Below are 17,328 nucleotides of genomic sequence, written 5' to 3'. Positions count from 1 at the left end.
AATGGACCCGTTACCGTCGGCCGGGTGACCGTTTCCGAGTGTCGTTCCGAGGACCTTCCCGAACTCCTGGCGTCGGTCGCGGCATTGTTCGCCGAGGACGGTGGCCGACGCGATCCGTTCATGGACACCGGCTGGCCCGCCCGCGAAGGCGCGGGTTACTACGCGGACCTCGTCCGAGATCCGGACTGCCTGTGCCTGCTGGCCGGCGCCGGCGGGGGTCACCTGGTCGGGCGGTTGCGCCGGCCGGATCCGTTGCGGCCGGGGGCCGTGACGGCCGAGCTCGAAAGCATGCGTGTCGCCCCGGAGCGCCGTCGCGAAGGAATCGGCGGGTCGCTCGTGGACGCGTTTCTGAGCTGGGCCCGCGCGCGCGGCGCGAACGAAATGACTGTGCAGGCGTACGCGCAGAACGCCGGTGCACTCGATTTCTACGCCGCGCGCGGATTCCGCCCGTTCCTGGTGACTCTGACGCGCAGCTGAGCCCTTCCCGCGCCACACTGGGAGTCATGGGCTTCCTGGACGGGCGGGCCGTGGTGATCACCGGTGCCGGACGCGGGCTCGGGCGGGCGTTCGCCCGGCACGCGGCGGCGAGCGGCGCCGCGGTCGTCGTCAACGACGTCGACGCGGAACCGGCCTGCGAGACCGTGGCGGCGATCGTCGCCGACGGTGGCGCCGCCGTCGCGAGCGTCGGCTCGGTGGCCGATCCGGCGTACGCCCGGTCGCTGATCAGCCGGTGCGCCACGGAGTTCGGCGCGCTGGACGGGCTGGTCAACAACGCCGCCGTCGGCTACCACGCGCCGCCGTGGGAGGACGACGACGCCGAGCGGGCCCGGGCGCTGGTCGAGACCAACGTGCTCGGGCAGCGCCGCGGCGTACTCGGCGTCGAAGGGCGCGGTGGGCGTCGATGACCTACTCCTGGGCCGCGGACCTGGCCGAGCACGGGGTCCGGGTCAACGCCGTCAGCCGATCGCCTGGACCCGGCTGATGGCCGCCGACCCCCGCGGCAACCGCGACGCGCCGCCGCCCGAACGGGTGGCGCCGCTGGTGACCTACCTGCTCAGCGACTTCGCGGCCGGGGTCACCGGGCAGGTGCTGCGGCTGGCCGACGGGCACCTGCACGCCGTACGCCAGCCCGCGATCATCCGGCCGGTCCTGCACCGGGAAACCTGGACGGTGGAGCAGATCGCCGCCGCCGTCGGCGGCGAGCTCGTCCTCGAATCGCCGCCGCGGGAGCGCTGGACCCGTTGAGCGGCAGGGATCACCGGAACGGGTGGCTATCCACAGTGGACACCGGCCACTAGCTTGGAGAGATGACGGCCACCGCGGAGGTCACCCCCGGCGCGGCGGTGCCGCCCGCACTCGGCCGCGGCCGGGTCAACGCCGTGTTCGGGGCCGTGCTGCTCGGGATGCTGCTGGCCGCGCTGGACCAGACCATCGTCGGCACCGCCCTGCCCACCATCGTCGGCGACCTCGGCGGCGCCGGGCACCTGTCCTGGGTGGTGACGTCCTACCTGCTGGCCGAGACGATCATGACCGTGGTCGTCGGCAAGCTCGGCGACCTGTTCGGCCGCAAGCTGATGTTCCAGCTGTCGGTGATCGTGTTCGGCATCGGCTCGTTCTGCGCCGGGTTCGCCGGCAGCATGGTGTGGCTGATCGTCTGGCGCGCGGTCCAGGGCCTGGGCGGCGGCGGGCTGATGGTCACCTCGACCGCGCTCATCGCCGACGTCGTCCCGCTGCGCGAACGCGGCAAGTACCAGGGTGTGCTCGGCTCGGTGTTCGGCGTGGTGACCGTGGCCGGCCCGATGCTCGGCGGCTTCTTCGTCGACCACCTGTCGTGGCGGTGGGCCTTCTACGTCAACATCCCGCTCGTCGTCGTGGTGCTGGTGGTGGCGTCCTCGGCGATGCCGAACGCCCGCGCCGCGGTCAAGCCGGTCATCGACTACCTCGGCATCCTGCTCATCGGCCTCGCCGCGACCGGGCTGACGCTGGTCACGAGCTGGGGCGGCACGCAGTACGCGTGGGGTTCCCCGGTGATCATCGGGATGGCGGCCGGCTCGCTGGTGCTGCTGGCGGCGTTCGTCTTCGCCGAACTCCGGGCGAAGGAGCCGATGTTGCCGATGCGGCTGTTCCGCAACCCCGTGTTCACCGTCGGCGGGATCATGAGCTTCGTCGTCGGCTTCGCGATGCTCGGCGCGCTGTCGTACCTGCCGACGTACATGCAGTACGTCCAGGGCACGTCGGCGACGACGTCCGGCGTGCGGCTGCTGCCGATGGTGCTGGCGCTGCTCGTCGCGTCGATCGCCGCGGGCAACGCGGTGAGCCGCACCGGGCGGTACAAGGTGTTCCCGCTGGCCGGGGCCGCGGGCATGACGATCGGCCTCTACCTGCTGTCGCGGCTGGGCCCCGGTACCGGGTTCTGGGAGGCTTCGGCGTACATGGCGGTGCTCGGGCTCGGCATCGGCCTCGGCATGCAGGTGCTGACCATCGCCGTCCAGAACACCGTCGACTACGCCGACCTGGGGGTGGCGACGTCCGGGGTGACGTTCCTGCGCTCGATCGGCAGTTCGTTCGGCGCGGCGATCTTCGGCACGGTGTACGCCAACCAGCTGACCCCGAAGCTGGCCGCGCTGCCGGTGCCGCCGGGGGTCGACCCGCGGGCGCTGCAGGTCCCCACGGCGTTGCACGCGCTGCCGCCGTCGGTGTCGGCCCCGGTGATCAAGGCGTACAGCGACTCCCTCCACGTCGTGTTCCTCGCCGCGGCGCCGGTCGGCCTGGTGGCCCTGGTCCTGGCGTTCTTCCTCAAGGAGGTCCCGCTGCGCGACACGGCCCGCGCGGCGGCCCCGGACCTCGGCGACGGCTTCGCGATGCCGGAGGCCCGCACGGACGACCGCGAACTCGAGCGCGCGGTCGCGACGCTGTTCTTCCGCGAACGCCGCAAGGTGGCGCCGTCGATCATCGAGCGCGCGGGCAGCGACCTCGACGAGGGCGGGATCTGGTGCCTGCTGCAGGTCCACCTGCGACAGCGCCGCAGTTCGCCGGCGACGCTGCGGGCGATCGGCGAGGACTTCGGCGTGCCGGCGCCGGTGCTGGAACCGGCGTTCAACCGCCTGGAGCTGACGGGTCACCTGCGCTACACGCGCGACGGCTGGCAGCTGACCGCGTCGGGCCGCGAGGAGTTCGGCAAGGCGGTCCAGGCCTGGCACGACTGGCTGGCCGAGCGCCTCGGTGACTGGGGCACGACCGACCGCGCCGAACTGGACGCGGCGATCGGGCGCGTCGCCGCCCGGCTGATGGACCAGAGCGCGGAGTCCCGAGGCCACGGCCGCCACGCCCTCGCCTGACGCACCGGTCCGGCCCGAGCGCCCCAATGCGGCCTTCGGTGCGTGAGACGCACCCAAGGCGGCCTTCGGTGCGTGAGACGCACCGAATGTGGCCTTGGGGCGCTTGCGGGGGGTCAGCGGCGCCAGAAGTCGTGCGGGGCGCGGCCCGGCCGGAAGCCGCACGCTTCTACCAGCGCCGTCGCCTCGCGGAAGCCGTGGCCGACCAGGCCGGGCTCGTGGGCGTCGCTGCCGAACGCCACCGCCTCGCCACCCACCTCGAACCACCACCGCACCACCTCGCCGGGCAGCGGGACCTTCGTGTTGACCTCCAGGGCGCGGCCGCTCGCCCGCAGCGCCCGCAGCACCGTCCGGAACTCCTCCTCGAACTCCGCCGCCACGAACGGGGGGCCCTCGGCCGGCCACGAGCGCAGGGCGTAGTCGATGTGGGCGAGCACCGCGAAGTCCGCCGTCGACTCGACCAGGCCCAGCACCTCGCCGAGGTACGCCCGCAGGAGCTCACCCGGCGGCCGGTCCGTGATGACCGTCAGCTCTCGGTGGTGCTCGCCGTCCGGGAGGGAGTGCACCGAGCCGAGCACGCGGTCGAAGTCGTGGGCCGCCAGCAGCGCGTCGGCGCGCGGCCGGTGCCAGTGCGGCTCGCTCAGCTCGACGCCCGACAGGATCCGCAGGCCGTGAAACCTCTCTCGGCACTCCTCGACGCACGCCAGGTACCCGGCGACGTCCAGCTCCGGCGGCTCCAGGACGCCGTCGGTGCGCAGCCGCACCCGGAAGTGGTCCGGCAGCAGCGGCCGGACCGGCTCCGGCACCAGCCACGGCGTCAGATCGGCGTGCTCGGTGAAGGCCACCGACGGCAGGCCCAGCTCGATCGCCCGCTCGCAGGAGCCGGTCATCGAGCCGGTGACGGTGTCCCAGGACCATTCGGTGTGGACGTGACCGTCCGTCGGCAGGCTCACCGGCCCACCGTAGCGACGATTTTGGACTAGCGTCTGTGCCATGGCGGACAAGGCTGTCGAGCTCGAGGTCGGCCCGCACACCGTGCGGATCTCCAACCCGGACCGGGTCTACTTCCCGGCCCGCGGCGAGACGAAGCTCGACCTGGTCAACTACTACCTCTCGGTGGGCGACGGCATCGTCAACGCCCTCCGCGAACGCCCCTGCATGCTGCACCGCTTCCCGTCCGGCGTGGCGGGGGAGAAGGTGCACCAGAAGCGGGTGCCGAACGGCGCACCGCCGTGGCTGGAAACCGTCCGGGTGACGTTCCCGCGCTACAACCGGCACGCCGACGAGCTGTGCGTCACCGAGCTCGCGCACGTCGCCTGGGCCGTGCAGATGTCCACAGTGGAGTTCCACCCGTGGAACTCCCGGCGCGCCGACACCGAAAAGCCCGACGAATGGCGCATCGACCTCGACCCGATGCCCGACTGCGGGTACGACCGGGTCCGCCGGGTGGCGCACGTCGCCCACGAGGTGCTCGACGAGCTCGGTGCGGTCGGGTGGCCGAAGACCTCGGGCGGGCGCGGGCTGCACATCTACGTCCGGATCGAACCGCGGTGGGGGTTCTCCGACGTCCGCCGGGCCGCGTTGGCCTTCGCGCACGAGGTCGAGCGGCGGGCTCCGGATGACGTCACCACCACCTGGTGGCGGAAGGATCGGGACCCGCGGATGCTCTTCGTGGACTACAACCAGAACGCGCGTGATCACACGATCGCCAGTGCTTACTCGGTGCGGGGGAATCCGGAAGGGACGGTGTCGGCGCCGGTCCGGTGGGAGGAGATCGATGACGCCGAGCCGGGGGACTTCACGATTGCCACTGTTCCGGGGCGGTTCGCCGAGGTGGGGGATCTTCACGCGGGGATCGATGATGCGGTTTTTTCGTTGGAGCCGCTGTTGGAGTGGGCGGATCGGGATGGGGTCGAGGAGCCGCCTGAGGCTGAGTGATGTCTTCGGCTGTGAGCCGAGAATGGTGGGTCGCAACCCCGAAGCCTGATTGTGACGACGGCCGGCGACCCCTTGTCAAGGCGGGAAAGCATCCTTGACAAGGGGTCGTCGGCCGTGTTCTGGCTTCGGATCGGGGTGCCGCGGTGCCGTGCTCTCAGTCCAGGCGCTCGATGATCGTTGCGTTGGCCAGGCCGCCTGCCTCGCACATCGTCTGCAGGCCGTAGCGGCCGCCCGTCTGCTCCAGCACCGACAGCAGCGTTGTCGCCAGGCGGGCGCCGCTGGCTCCGAGGGGGTGGCCCAGTGCTATTGCGCCGCCGTTGACGTTGACCTTGGCCGGGTCCGCGCCGGTCTCCTGCTGCCAGGCCAGGACCACGCTGGCGAAGGCCTCGTTCACCTCGAACGCGTCGATGTCCGATATCTCCAGGCCCGCGCGGGCCAGGACCTTGCGGGTGGCCGGGATGATGCCCGTCAGCATCAGCAGGGGGTCGTCGCCGGTCACGGCGAAGCTGTGGATCCGGGCCCTTGGCTTCAGGCCCAGTGCCGCCGCCGTCTCGGTGCTGGTGATCAGGAGCGCGGCCGCGCCGTCGTTGATCGGTGACGAGTTGCCCGCCGTGATGTGCCACGCCAGGTCGGGGAAGCGCTGTTCCCAGACGTCCGCGCGGAACGCCGGCTTCAGCCCGGCGAGGATCTCCGGTGTCGTGGCGGGCCGGACCGTCTCGTCCGTCGTCACCTCGCGCAGGGTGCCGTCGGCGCCCGGTGCCTTCAGCGGTGCCACCTCACCCGCGAACTTCCCGTCCGCCCACGCCTGCGCCGCCCGCTGGTGGCTTTGGGCGGAGAACTCGTCCAGCTGCGCCCGGCTGAAGCCCCACTTCGCCGCGATGAGCTCCGCGCTGATGCCCTGCGGGACCAGACCGTCGGGGTAGCGCGCGGCGACCTGCGGGCCGAACGGGTCGCGGCCGGCCACCTGGCTGCCCATCGGCACCCGGCTCATCGACTCGACGCCGGAGGCGAGCACCACGTCGTACGCGCCGGCGATGACGCCTTGGGCCGCGAAGTGGATCGCCTGCTGGCTGCTGCCGCACTGGCGGTCGACCGTCACCGCGGGCACCGACTCCGGCAGCCCGGCCGCGAGCGCCGCCCAGCGGGCGGTGTTCATGCTCTGCTCGCCGATCTGGCCGACCGCGCCGCTGATCACGTCGTCGATGCGGGCCGGGTCGAGGCCGGTGCGCTCGACGAGCGAACGCAGTGCGTGGGCGTGCAGGTCGACCGGGTGCACCCCGGCCAGCGAACCGTTCGGCTTGCCCTTGCCGATCGGGGTCCGTACCGCGTCGACGACCACCGCGTCCGTCATGGCGTCTGCCTCCTCGCAGATCGGGGATGCTTTCGGTATACGCCGGGTGAGTTGGATTCCACAACTCGACTGTTCGGCACGTCACATGCGGTTGACGTGCTAGGTTGGATTTTCAATCCGGTGGAGGTGGCATGGTTCGGCGTGGTCGCGAATGCTCGGTCGCCGAGGCGCTCGAAGTCGTCGGCGAACGGTGGAGCCTGCTCGCGCTGCGCGAGATCATGCTCGGGGAGCGGCGGTTCAACCAGATCGCCGAGAACACCGGTGCGAGCCGGGACATCCTGGCCGCCCGGCTGCGCAAGCTCGTCGACGCCGGTGTCCTGGAGAAGGTCCAGTACGAGGCCCACCCGCCGCGCCACGAGTACCACCCGACCGAAGCCGGCCGCGCGCTGCAGCCCGTCCTGCTCGCCCTGATGGCATGGGGTGACAAGTACGTCCACCAGGGCGAACCGCCGACGCTGTGGCGCCACGCCTGCGGCGAGGTGCTGGCGCCGGCCACCGTCTGCGCGCACTGCGGCGAGCCGGTGAACGCTCCGGGCACCCACGCGATCCGGCTCGGCGCCGTGCACGCCTGACCGCGGCCGGCCAGGCCTCCTCGCCTCCGTGGCGAGGAGGCCTTTTTGCTGCGCGGACGTTGACTTGAGACGCGCGTCACTGTAAGCCTTGAACGAATCAACGCAAGAAGCTGACAGCAAGCCGAGAAATCAAGGCAGCTGTCAGGAAGATCCCGGTTTCGCTCCGAGTCGTCTCCCTTCCCTCCCCGGACCCAGAGGAACCGCATGAGAACGAAGCGAGTGTTGTCACCCGCGGCCGCCTTCGCCGCCTTGTCCCTGCTCCTGGCCACGCCGGCCGCGCCGGCGAGCGCGGCCCCGGCCGCCGCACCGGCCGTCCGGCCCGCCGCGCAGGCGGCCTCCGCCACCTACACCGCCGGCAGCCAGCTCGCCGGCTACCCCGTCTCGAACGTCGGCGACGGCAACCAGGACACCTACTGGGAAAGCGCGAGCAACCAGTTCCCGCAGTGGGTCCAGGCCGACCTCGGCGCACCGACCGACGTCGCCCAGCTCGTCCTCAAGCTCCCGGCCGCGAACTGGGGCACCCGCACCGAGACCCTCGGCGTCCAGGGCAGCACGGACGGGACCACCTTCACCGACCTGAAGCCCTCGGCCGGGTACGTGTTCGACCCGGCCAAAGCCAACACGGTCACCGTGGACGTCTCCGGCAAGCCCCGGTACGTCCGGCTGAACGTCACCGCGAACACCGGCTGGCCCGCCGCGCAGCTGTCGGAGTTCGAGGTGCACGGACCCGCCGGCGGGGACACCCAGCCGCCGTCCGCGCCCGGCAACCTCGCCTACACCCAGCCCGCCAGTGGCCAGATCCGGCTCACCTGGTCGGCGTCCACCGACAACACCGGCGTCACCGGCTACGACGTCTACGCGAACAACCAGCTGCGGGGCAGCGTCGCCGGGAACGTCCTGACCTACACCGACGCCCAGCCCGACAACGCCACGGTCTCCTACTTCGTCCGGGCCAGGGACGCGGCGGGCAACCAGTCCGCGAACAGCGGCACCGTGACCCGCACCGGCACCCAGTCCGGCACCAACCTGGCGCTGGGCAAGGCGATCACGGCCTCCTCGACCGAGTGGACGTACGTCGCGGCCAACGCCAACGACGACTCCCTGGCCACGTACTGGGAGGGCGGCGGCGGAACGTACCCGAACCTGCTGACCGTCGCCCTCGGCGCGAACGCCGACCTCGACCACGTCGTCGTCAAGCTCAACCCCGACCCGGCGTGGGGCCCGCGGACCCAGACGATCGCCGTCGAAGGCCGTGAGCAGAGCTCGTCCGCCTTCACCACCCTGGCCGCCGCGCGGACCTACAGCTTCGACCCCGCGACCGGCAACACCGTGACCATCCCGCTCGGCGGCCGCGCCGCGGACGTCCGCCTGCGCGTCACGGCGAACTCGGGCGCCGGCGGCGGGCAGGCCGCGGAGTTCCAGGTCTTCGGCGTCCCGGCCCCCAACCCGGACCTGACGATCTCGGGCGTGTCCTGGTCGCCGCAGAACCCGGTGGAGACCGACGCGATCACGACGTCGGCGACCGTCCGCAACGCCGGGACGGCGGCTTCCGGTGCCACGAACGTGAACTTCTACCTCGGCACGACCAAGGTCGGCACCGCGAACGTCGGCGCGCTGGCCGCCGGCGCGTCGGCCACGGTGTCGGCGAACATCGGCACCCGCGACGCGGGCAGCTACCAGCAGCTGACCGCGAAGGTCGACGAGGCGAACGCCGTCATCGAGCAGAACGAGGCCAACAACTCCTTCACGAGCTCGACGGCCCTGGTCGTCAGCCCGGTGCAGAGCTCCGACCTCGTCGCGGCCACGGCGTGGTCGCCGGGCAACCCGGCCGCGGGCAACACGGTCACCTTCACCACGACCCTGCGCAACCAGGGAACCGTCGCGAGCGCGGGCGGCGCCCACGGCGTCACGGTGACCGTCACCGACCAGAACGGCACCGTCGTCAAGACGCTGACCGGCAGCTACACCGGGGTCATCGCGGCCGGTGCGACCGCCGCACCGGTCACCGTCGGCACCTGGACCGCGGCCAACGGCCGGTACACGGTGAAGACGGTCGTCGCGAACGACGCCAACGAGCTGCCGGTCAAGCAGGGCAACAACACGAGCACGCAGGCGCTGTTCGTCGGCCGCGGCGCGAACATGCCCTACGACATGTACGAAGCCGAAGACGGTGTCCTCGCGGGCGGCGCGGCCGTGGTCGGCCCGAACCGCACGATCGGGGACCTGGCGGGCGAGGCGTCCGGCCGCAAGGCCGTGACGCTGAACTCGACCGGCTCCTCGGTGGAGTTCACCACCCGCGCGTCGACCAACACCCTCGTCACGCGGTTCTCCATCCCGGACTCCGCCGGCGGTGGCGGCATCGACGCGACGCTGAACGTCTACGTCGACGGCACCTTCCTCAAGGCCATCGACCTGACCTCGCACTACGCCTGGCTCTACGGCGCCGAAACCGGCCCGGGCAACTCGCCGGGCGCCGGTCCGCGGCACATCTACGACGAGGCCAGCGCGCTGCTCGGCACCACCGTGCCCGCCGGGCACCGGATCAAGCTGCAGAAGGACGCGGCGAACACGACGAACTACGCGATCGACTTCGTCAACTTCGAGCAGGCGACCGCGGTCGCCAACCCGGACCCGGCGCACTTCGCCGTGCCCGCCGGGTTCACGCAGCAGGACGTCCAGAACGCCCTCGACAAGGTCCGGCAGGACGCCACCCTCACCGGGGTCTACCTGCCGGCCGGGAACTACTCGCTGTCGAGCAAGCTGAACGTCTACGGCAAGGCCATCACGGTCACCGGCGCCGGTCCGTGGTTCACGAAGTTCTCCGCGCCTGCCGGCCAGGAGAACACCGACATCGGCATCGACGTCCAGTCGAGCGCCAACGGCTCGACGTTCAGCGGGTTCGCGGTGTTCGGCAACTACACCTCCCGCATCGACGGCCCCGGCAAGGTGTTCAACTTGACCAACGTGGCCAACCTGACGATCGACAACATCTGGGTCGAGCACCAGGTCGTCATGGTCTGGGGCACGAACGTGGACAACACGACGATCAAGAACTCCCGGATCCGCGACACCTTCGCCGACGGCGTCAACCTGACGAACGGGAGCACCGGCAACCACGTCACGAACAACGAGGCCCGGTCCACCGGCGACGACAGCTTCGCGCTGTTCGCCGCCACGGACATCAACCAGGGCAACCAGTACGACAACGTGTTCGAGAACCTGACCGCGCTCACCCCGTGGCGCGCGGCGGGGCTGGCGGTGTACGGCGGGTACAGCAACACCTTCCGCAACCTCTACATCGCGGACACGCTGACGTACTCGGCGATCACGATCAGCTCGCTCGACTTCGGCTACCCGTTCCTCGGGTTCGGGCCGCAGCCGACGACGGTCCAGAACGCCTCGCTCGTGCGCGACGGCGGCCACTTCTGGGGCCAGCAGGTCTTCCCGGCGATCTGGCTGTTCTCCGCCTCGAAGGAGTTCCGCGGCATCCGGGTGTCCGATGTGGACATCCAGAGCCCGACCTACAGCGGCGTCATGTTCCAGACCAAGTACGACGGCACCACGCCGGAGCACCCGGTCGAGGACACCGTGCTGACGAACGTGTCGATCACCGGCGCCCACCGCAGCGGGGACGCCTTCGACGCGAAGTCCGGGATCGGGATCTGGGCCAACGAGCTGCCGGAACCGGGCCAGGGCCCGGCCGTCGGCTCGGCGACCTTCACCGGCCTCACCCTGGCCGACAACGCCGAGGACATCCGCAACCGCACCACCACGTTCACCATCAACCGCACCTGAGAGGGGCCGCGCGGGCCCGCCGGGAAGCCGTTCCCCGGCGGGCCCCCGCCGTGCCAGGATGGCGCCGGAGGTGGTCGACGTGCGGATCCTGGTCACCGGCGGCACCGGGCAGCTCGGCAGCGCGGTGGTGACGCGCCTGCGATCGGCGGGCGAAGAGGTCCGCGTGCTCAGCCGCCGCGCCGGCCCCGACGTCGTCCGCGGCGATCTGCGGACCGGCCGCGGCATCGACAGCGCGGTGGCCGGGGTGGACGTGGTCGTCCACTGCGCCACCGACTACTTCGGCCGGGAGGCGCAGCTCGCCCGGACGCTGATCGAGGCGGCTCGGTGGGCGGGTGGCCCGCACCTGGTCTACGTCTCGATCGTCGGCGTCGACCGCGTCCCGCTCGGCTACTACCGGGCCAAGGAGGAGACCGAGCGGCTGGTCGCGGCCTCGGGCCTGCCGGTGACGATCCAGCGGGCCACCCAGTTCCACGGCCTGGTCCGCACCCTGCTCGGCGGCGCGTCGCGGCTGCCGGTGGTGCCGGTGCCGCGGGTCTCCTTCCAGCCCGTCGACGTGCGGGACGTGGCGAAGCGGCTCGCGGACCTCGCCCTGGACGAGCCGGCCGGGCGCGCACCGGACTTCGGCGGCCCGGAGGTGCTTTCCGCGGCGGAGCTGGCGCAGGCGGTCGGCGCGGCGAGCGGACGGCCGCGGCGGATCGTGCCGGTGCGGGTGCCGGGGGAGACGTTCCGGGCTTACGCCGCCGGGGAGCACCTGGCCCCCGGGCACCGGGACGGGGTGATCACCTTCGGTGAGTACCTGGCCGAGCGAGCCGACCACCGATAACCGGCGCTTCCCGGGTTTCGCTGCCCTGGCCGATTACTGCCTCACGCAGCTTCCCGGGTGGGCAGCCGCTTCGGGATCACTGCGCCTGCGGCCGGGTCGAGCCCGGACGACTCGCCGGGCGGCCCGAGGTTCGCGAAGATCGACCCAGACCTGACCGACCGGGAGGAGACCGCGCCATGATCCGCTGGGCCACGTTCGACTGCTTCGGCACGCTGGTGGACTGGCGCCACGGCATCGCCACCGGGCTCGAGCTGCTGTTCCCGGGCCGCGGCGCGGAGCTGCTGGAGGTCTACAACCGGCTCGAACCGCAGGTGCAGGCCGAAGCGCCGGTGCGGCGGTACCGGGAGGTGCTCGCCGAATCCGTGCGCCGGACCGCGGCCCAAGCGGGGCTGGAGCTGGTGGCCGACGACGCGTCCGTGCTCGGGACCGGGCTGCCGTACTGGCCCGTCTTCCCCGACACCCGGGCGGCCCTGGCCGAGCTGCGGGCGGCGGGCTGGCGGCTGGCGCTGCTGACCAACTGCGACCGCGACCTCATCGGCGAGACCCAGCGGCGGCTCGCGGTGCCGATCGACGCCGTCGTGACCGCGGAGGACGTCGGGGAGTACAAGCCGGGGCACGGGCACTTCCGCCGGTTCGCCGCGTCCTTCGACGCCACGGCCGTCAACTGGGTGCACGTGGCCCAGAGCCACTTCCACGACATGGTGCCGGCGCGGGCGCTGGGCATCCCGCGCGTGTGGGTCGACCGGCACGCCGACCAGCACGACCCGGCGGTGGCGGACGCGGTCCTGCCCGGCCTCGCGGGGCTGGCCGAGACGGTCGAGCGGGTGCACGCCGCGGCCCGCTGACCGCGGTCACGGGTGCCGCACCTCGACCCTTCGGGCCGGGAACACGGCCGCCCACAACGCCCTCCACGGTGCCGAAGACGGCCGCTCCTTCGGCAGTCGCACCGCCGGGCGCGTGCCGGCCCGGTAGTCCATCTCCACCTGTACCCAGTCGTGGATCCAGTCGCCTCGCATGAGGAACTCCTTCCGTAGTGGAGTCCCACGGTCGTACTGAGGGGTCGGCGGCCGCATCGGGTGATCGCGCAGTTCCGGGGCGGCCGACCCCTTACCCGCTATCGTGGCCGGGTGGCCGCGACGACGTTCCTGTTCGTGCCCGGCGACCGCCCCGGCCGGCGTTCAGCTGCGTGACCTTGGCGGCCGAGCTCGGCGTCGACCCGGAGGACCGCGCCCGGGCACATCGTGGGGGGAGTGAGCGCGTGCCGCACCGGATCGAACTGCGGCCGCTCCGGCCGGGCGACGAGGAGTTCTGCTTCCGGCTGCACCGCCGGGCGCTCGGCGAGTACGTCGACGCGATCTGGGGCTGGGACGACCCGGCGCAGCGCGCCTACCACGAGAAGCACTTCGACCGGACGAACACGCAGGTCATCACCGTCGACGGCCGGGACGCCGGCGCGCTGACCGTCCTGGACGGCGGCACCGAAGTCGTCCTCGGCCTGATCGAGCTCGACCCGGCGTACCAGGGCCGCGGGATCGGGGCGCACGTCGTCCGGACGCTGGTTGCCGACGCGGTGTCGCGCGGGCGGGACGTGGTGCTCGAAGTCCTGGCCGTGAACACGCGGGCGAAGGCGTTCTACGAGCGGCTGGGGTTCGTCGAGTCCGGTCGTCCGCGCGAACACAAGATCGCCCTGCGCTACCCCGCACGCTGATACTGCCCGGCGGCTACACCGCACCCCGGCGCCGCAGCGCCGCCGCGTCGAAGCCGAATTCCGCCAGCACCGCGTCCGTGTGCTCGCCCAGTGCCGGTACCGGGTCCATCCGGGGCGCCCGCCCCGGCAGCGTGATCGGCGGCAGCGTCGCGCGGACCGGGCCCGCCGGGGTCGAGACGTCGGCGAACCGGTCGCGGGCCGTGAGCTGGGGGTGCGCCAGCACGTCCGGCAGGTCGCGACGGCGGGCGTGCGCGATGCGGCCCGCCGTCAGCCTGGCTTCCAGCTCGGGCCCGGTGAGCCCGGCGAAAACGGCGACGATCCCGGCTTCCAGCTCGGCCCGGTTCGCCACGCGCGCGCTGCCCGTGGCGAACCGCGTGTCGGTGATCCAGTCCGGCCGCGCGACGGCGTGCTCGCAGAACGCCGCCCATTCGCGGTCGTTCTGCACCGCCAGCACCAGTTCCGTCCCGTCACCCGCGGCGAAGGTGCCGTAGGGCTCGATCGCGGCGTGGCTGGTGCCGGTCCGCGGCGGCGGTGTCCCGCCGTACCCGGCGTAGTACAACGGGAAGCCCATCCATTCGACCAGCGAGTCGAAGAGGCTGACCTCGAGCTCGGTGCCCCGTCCGGTGCGCTCGCGGTCGTAGAGGGCCGAGAGGATGCCGGAAAAGGCGTACATCCCGGCGCCGATGTCCGCGGCCGGGATCCCGCTCTTGGCCGGCTCCGCCGCGGACCCGGTGACCGACACCAGGCCGGCCTCGGACTGGATGAGCAGGTCATAGGCCTTCGCGTCGCGGTACGGCCCGCTCGAGCCGTAGCCCGACACCGAGCACGTGATCAGCCGCGGCCGCGTGGCGCGCAGGGCGGCCGCGCCGAGACCCAGCCGCTCCGCGACACCGGGCGCGAAGTTCTGCACGAAGACATCGGCGCGGTCCAGCAACGCGGCCATCACGCTCGCGGCGGCGTCGCTCTTGAGGTCGAGCGTGACGCTTTCCTTCGACCGGTTGAGCCAGACGAAGTGGCTGGACTGGCCGTGCACGGTTTCGTCGTAGGCGCGGGCGAAGTCGCCGCTGCCCGGCCGTTCGACCTTGAGCACCCGGGCCCCCAGATCGGCGAGGTGCCGAGTGGCCAGCGGCGCGGCAACCGCCTGTTCGCACGACACGACGGTGACGCCGTCGAGGGGCAAGGAGCGCATGGCCGCATCCTGCCACCCGGGGCGGAGGGCCCGCGGCACGACCGGATTTCCTGAAGTTTCGGGCAAATCGTTGACCCGCCCCGAGCGGCTTGCGACCTGAAACGATCAGCCGACCCCGGCGAGCGAGGTGCCCGATGAGCAGGGGTCGGCAGCGCGCGGGTGGCCGGGGTATCCCAGGCGACGGTGTCGGTGGTAACCGCACCGGCGGATCCGCTGCCTACGCGACCCGGCGAACCCCGGCGGCGCGGGGGCGCGGGGCCTGCCATGCTGCTCGCGCCGGTCTGCTTGCCGATCCGAAGGCGCGCGTGACGGCGAACGGAAGGGACCTCGTGGACCGAGCTGCCGAACTGACCGCTGTCGCGAAGGAAGTCGCCGACACGAACCTGTAAATGACGCTGGGCACGGCGGACGAGTCGGGCGCGCCGTGGGTGTCGCCGGTGTACTTCGTCGCGGCCGCCGGCTACCGCGAGTTCTACTGGGCGTCGAAGACGGACACCGCGCACTCGCGGAACCTGGCGGTGCGGTCCGGGCTGAGCATCGTGATCTTCGATTCCCGGGTGCCGGTGTACCAGGGCCGCGCGGTGTTCCTGAAGGCGGTCGGCGAGGAGCTCTCGGGCGCGGACCTGACCACGGGGCTGGAGGTCTACAACGGCCCGTCGGTATCGCGCGGGATTTCCCGGCTGGAGCGCGAGGACGTCGAAGGCTCGGCGGCGTACCGGCTGTACCGGGCCACGGTTTCCGAGCACTTCACCCTCGACCCCGCCGGGCACGACCTGCGGGTGCCGGTCACGTTCTGACCGCTCGCGGTGGCGGCGGGTGGTCACAACGCCGCCGTCTCCTGCGTCATGTCTTCGACGAATCGACGACACGATGATCGGAGCGGCTCGGACAATGAGCGATATCGACGTCCACGGCACGGTGACCAGCGGTTTCGAGGCGGTGCGCGAGGAATTCGCGGCCGCGGTCACCGCGAAGGCCGGGGCGCAGCTGGCCGTCTACGTGCGCGGCCGCCAGGTGGTCGACCTGTGGGCCGGCGACGAGGTCACGGGGGAGACCCTCACCGGCGTCTACTCCTCGACCAAGGGCGCCGCGACGCTGGTGGTCGCCCTGCTGGTGCAGGACGGCGTGCTGGAGCTGGACCGCCCGGTCGCCCGCTACTGGCCGGAGTTCGCCGCGGCGGGCAAGGACCGGATCACCCTGCGGGACGTGCTCAGCCACCGCTCCGGCGTGATCGGGGTCGACGGCGGGTTCACCGCCGCCGAACTCGCCGACGACCAGGTGATCGCGGGGCGGCTGGCCGGGCAGCGGCCGTACTGGCGGCCGGGTTCGGCCTACGGCTACGGCGGGTTCGTGACGTTCGCGATGGTCGGCGAAGTGGTCCGCCGGGCCACCGGCCGGTCGCTGGGGGAGCACTTCGAACAGCGGGTGCGCGCGCCCCACGGCCTGGACCTGTACCTGGGGCTGCCGGAGGCGCTGGAGGACCGGTACCGCGACGTCCTGCCGGGCCTGGCCGACCCGGACCGGCTCGCGGCGTTCTGGGCGAACGTCCCGGGGCCGCACAGCCTCACCGGGATCGGCTACGGCCTCAACTCGACCCCGCCGCTGGACCAGGTGGCCTTCCTCAACACCCGCCGGGTGCGCGCGCTGGGCCAGGCCTCCGCCGGCGCTGTGGGCAACGCCCGCGCGCTGGCCGGGATGTACGCGGCCCTGGCCTTCGGCCTGGGCGGCCGGGCTCCCCTGCTCGAACCCGCCACCCTGGGCGAGTTCGCCATGCTCCACTCGACCGGTCGCGACCTGGTCACCGGTGACGCGGGCCAGTGCGCCCTGGGCTTCCAAGCCAAAGGTGCGCGCTACCCGTTCCTGAGCGCGAACGCCGTCGGGCACAACGGTTCCGCGGGTTCGGAGGCGTTCGCCGACCCGGCCAGCGGGATCGCCTTCGGCTACACCCGCCGTCGCTTTTCGTTCGACTGGTCCTACCCCGAACACGACCGCCTGGCCGCCGCGGTCCACCACGCGGCCACGGCTTCCTGAAGCGCTCCGAAAGCCGCTCGCCCGGAACCTGTTACCTCCCCGGGCCGCCAACCGTCAGAGCAGTGAAAGCACCTAAGTCCGGAAAGGACACCCGCACCATGACCACCCTCCAGTCGCGGCTTCCCGACCCCGCCGAGCTCGTTCCCGAACTGAAGCAGATCGGCGCGGCCCTGTTCCAGGCCACCGGGAACGGCTCGGTCCCGCCGGCCACCATCAGCCTGCTGCAGCTGCGCGCCGGGCAGATCGTCGGGAACACGTACCTGACCGCCCTGCACACGGGCAACCTCCGCGGGGCAGGGGAAACCGACGAGCGCGTCGCCGCCGTGGCTTCGTGGTGGGACGCGCCGCACTTCACCGAAGCCGAACGGATCGCACTGGCGCTCGTCGAGGCCGTGCTGATCCCCAGCCCTCACGGCGAACGTGTGCCCGACGAGCTGTACGCCGAGGCGGCGGCCCACTACGACGACAAGGCGCTCGCCACCCTCGTCATCGCGATCGGCCAGGTGGGCTTCTTCATCCCCCTGGCGCTCATCGGCAAGCCGCTCGCCGGTGTGTCACCCGCTGAGCAGTGGCGGTAGCGCGAGTC

The 17,328-nt window shown here is 72.0% G+C and carries 15 protein-coding genes and 1 pseudogene; 12 read left to right on the top strand and 4 right to left on the bottom strand.

Annotated elements, in window-relative coordinates; translation table 11 throughout:
- Positions 1 to 24: 24 nt before the first annotated feature.
- The 3 genes and pseudogenes from ACLJPY_RS05275 to ACLJPY_RS05265 all read left to right on the top strand — a co-directional run bounded on the left by ACLJPY_RS05275 (position 25) and on the right by ACLJPY_RS05265 (position 3,338).
- Complete coding sequence (locus tag ACLJPY_RS05275) at positions 25 to 477, top strand: GNAT family N-acetyltransferase (RefSeq protein WP_410586874.1); 453 nt, start codon at positions 25 to 27, stop codon at positions 475 to 477.
- A gap of 26 nt (positions 478 to 503) precedes the next feature.
- A pseudogene (locus ACLJPY_RS05270) lies at positions 504 to 1,245 on the top strand (SDR family NAD(P)-dependent oxidoreductase).
- Positions 1,246 to 1,307: 62 nt separating this feature from the next.
- Positions 1,308 to 3,338, top strand: a complete 2,031-nt coding sequence (locus ACLJPY_RS05265) for a DHA2 family efflux MFS transporter permease subunit (RefSeq protein WP_410586873.1) — start codon at positions 1,308 to 1,310, stop codon at positions 3,336 to 3,338.
- Positions 3,339 to 3,451: 113 nt separating this feature from the next.
- On the opposite strand, the gene ACLJPY_RS05260 is transcribed toward ACLJPY_RS05265, so the two are convergent.
- Complete coding sequence (locus ACLJPY_RS05260; protein WP_410586872.1) at positions 3,452 to 4,288, bottom strand: PHP domain-containing protein; 837 nt, start codon at positions 4,286 to 4,288, stop codon at positions 3,452 to 3,454.
- 40 nt (positions 4,289 to 4,328) lie between these two features.
- On the opposite strand from ACLJPY_RS05260, the gene ligD reads away from it, so the two are divergent.
- A complete protein-coding gene (gene ligD / locus ACLJPY_RS05255) occupies positions 4,329 to 5,273 on the top strand; it encodes a non-homologous end-joining DNA ligase (protein WP_410586871.1) in 945 nt (314 codons plus the stop codon).
- A gap of 154 nt (positions 5,274 to 5,427) precedes the next feature.
- Here ligD and ACLJPY_RS05250 read toward each other — a convergent pair whose 3' ends face one another.
- Complete coding sequence (locus ACLJPY_RS05250) at positions 5,428 to 6,624, bottom strand: thiolase family protein (protein WP_410586870.1); 1,197 nt, start codon at positions 6,622 to 6,624, stop codon at positions 5,428 to 5,430.
- Positions 6,625 to 6,755: 131 nt separating this feature from the next.
- Here ACLJPY_RS05250 and ACLJPY_RS05245 point away from each other — a divergent pair, with 131 nt between their 5' ends.
- The 4 genes from ACLJPY_RS05245 (at position 6,756) to ACLJPY_RS05230 (ending at position 12,659) form a co-directional block, all read left to right on the top strand.
- Complete coding sequence (locus ACLJPY_RS05245) at positions 6,756 to 7,196, top strand: winged helix-turn-helix transcriptional regulator (RefSeq protein ID WP_410586869.1); 441 nt, start codon at positions 6,756 to 6,758, stop codon at positions 7,194 to 7,196.
- A gap of 204 nt (positions 7,197 to 7,400) precedes the next feature.
- Positions 7,401 to 10,991 (top strand): discoidin domain-containing protein, encoded by a 3,591-nt coding sequence (locus tag ACLJPY_RS05240; protein ID WP_410586868.1) that lies wholly within the window; start codon positions 7,401 to 7,403, stop codon positions 10,989 to 10,991.
- 58 nt (positions 10,992 to 11,049) lie between these two features.
- Positions 11,050 to 11,814, top strand: a complete 765-nt coding sequence (locus ACLJPY_RS05235; RefSeq protein ID WP_410586867.1) for an SDR family oxidoreductase — start codon at positions 11,050 to 11,052, stop codon at positions 11,812 to 11,814.
- A 176-nt stretch (positions 11,815 to 11,990) separates the two neighbouring features.
- On the top strand, positions 11,991 to 12,659 hold the full coding sequence (locus tag ACLJPY_RS05230; RefSeq protein WP_410586866.1) for an HAD family hydrolase: 669 nt from the start codon (positions 11,991 to 11,993) through the stop codon (positions 12,657 to 12,659).
- A gap of 6 nt (positions 12,660 to 12,665) precedes the next feature.
- On the opposite strand, the gene ACLJPY_RS05225 is transcribed toward ACLJPY_RS05230, so the two are convergent.
- Positions 12,666 to 12,830 (bottom strand): hypothetical protein, encoded by a 165-nt coding sequence (locus tag ACLJPY_RS05225; protein ID WP_410586865.1) that lies wholly within the window; start codon positions 12,828 to 12,830, stop codon positions 12,666 to 12,668.
- A gap of 242 nt (positions 12,831 to 13,072) precedes the next feature.
- Here ACLJPY_RS05225 and ACLJPY_RS05220 point away from each other — a divergent pair, with 242 nt between their 5' ends.
- Complete coding sequence (locus ACLJPY_RS05220; RefSeq protein ID WP_410586864.1) at positions 13,073 to 13,522, top strand: GNAT family N-acetyltransferase; 450 nt, start codon at positions 13,073 to 13,075, stop codon at positions 13,520 to 13,522.
- A gap of 13 nt (positions 13,523 to 13,535) precedes the next feature.
- Here ACLJPY_RS05220 and ACLJPY_RS05215 read toward each other — a convergent pair whose 3' ends face one another.
- Positions 13,536 to 14,711, bottom strand: a complete 1,176-nt coding sequence (locus ACLJPY_RS05215) for a CaiB/BaiF CoA transferase family protein (RefSeq protein ID WP_410586863.1) — start codon at positions 14,709 to 14,711, stop codon at positions 13,536 to 13,538.
- 389 nt (positions 14,712 to 15,100) lie between these two features.
- Here ACLJPY_RS05215 and ACLJPY_RS05210 point away from each other — a divergent pair, with 389 nt between their 5' ends.
- From ACLJPY_RS05210 to ACLJPY_RS05200, 3 genes are all read left to right on the top strand, one after another.
- Complete coding sequence (locus ACLJPY_RS05210; RefSeq protein WP_410586862.1) at positions 15,101 to 15,508, top strand: pyridoxamine 5'-phosphate oxidase family protein; 408 nt, start codon at positions 15,101 to 15,103, stop codon at positions 15,506 to 15,508.
- Positions 15,509 to 15,602: 94 nt separating this feature from the next.
- Positions 15,603 to 16,742 (top strand): serine hydrolase domain-containing protein, encoded by a 1,140-nt coding sequence (locus ACLJPY_RS05205; RefSeq protein ID WP_410586861.1) that lies wholly within the window; start codon positions 15,603 to 15,605, stop codon positions 16,740 to 16,742.
- Positions 16,743 to 16,840: 98 nt separating this feature from the next.
- A complete protein-coding gene (locus ACLJPY_RS05200) occupies positions 16,841 to 17,320 on the top strand; it encodes a carboxymuconolactone decarboxylase family protein (RefSeq protein ID WP_410586860.1) in 480 nt (159 codons plus the stop codon).
- Positions 17,321 to 17,328 lie beyond the last annotated feature (8 nt).

The organism is Amycolatopsis sp. lyj-23, assembly GCF_046549135.1.
Lineage (GTDB): Bacteria > Actinomycetota > Actinomycetes > Mycobacteriales > Pseudonocardiaceae > Amycolatopsis.
This window is presented reverse-complemented; position numbering and strand designations above follow the sequence as displayed.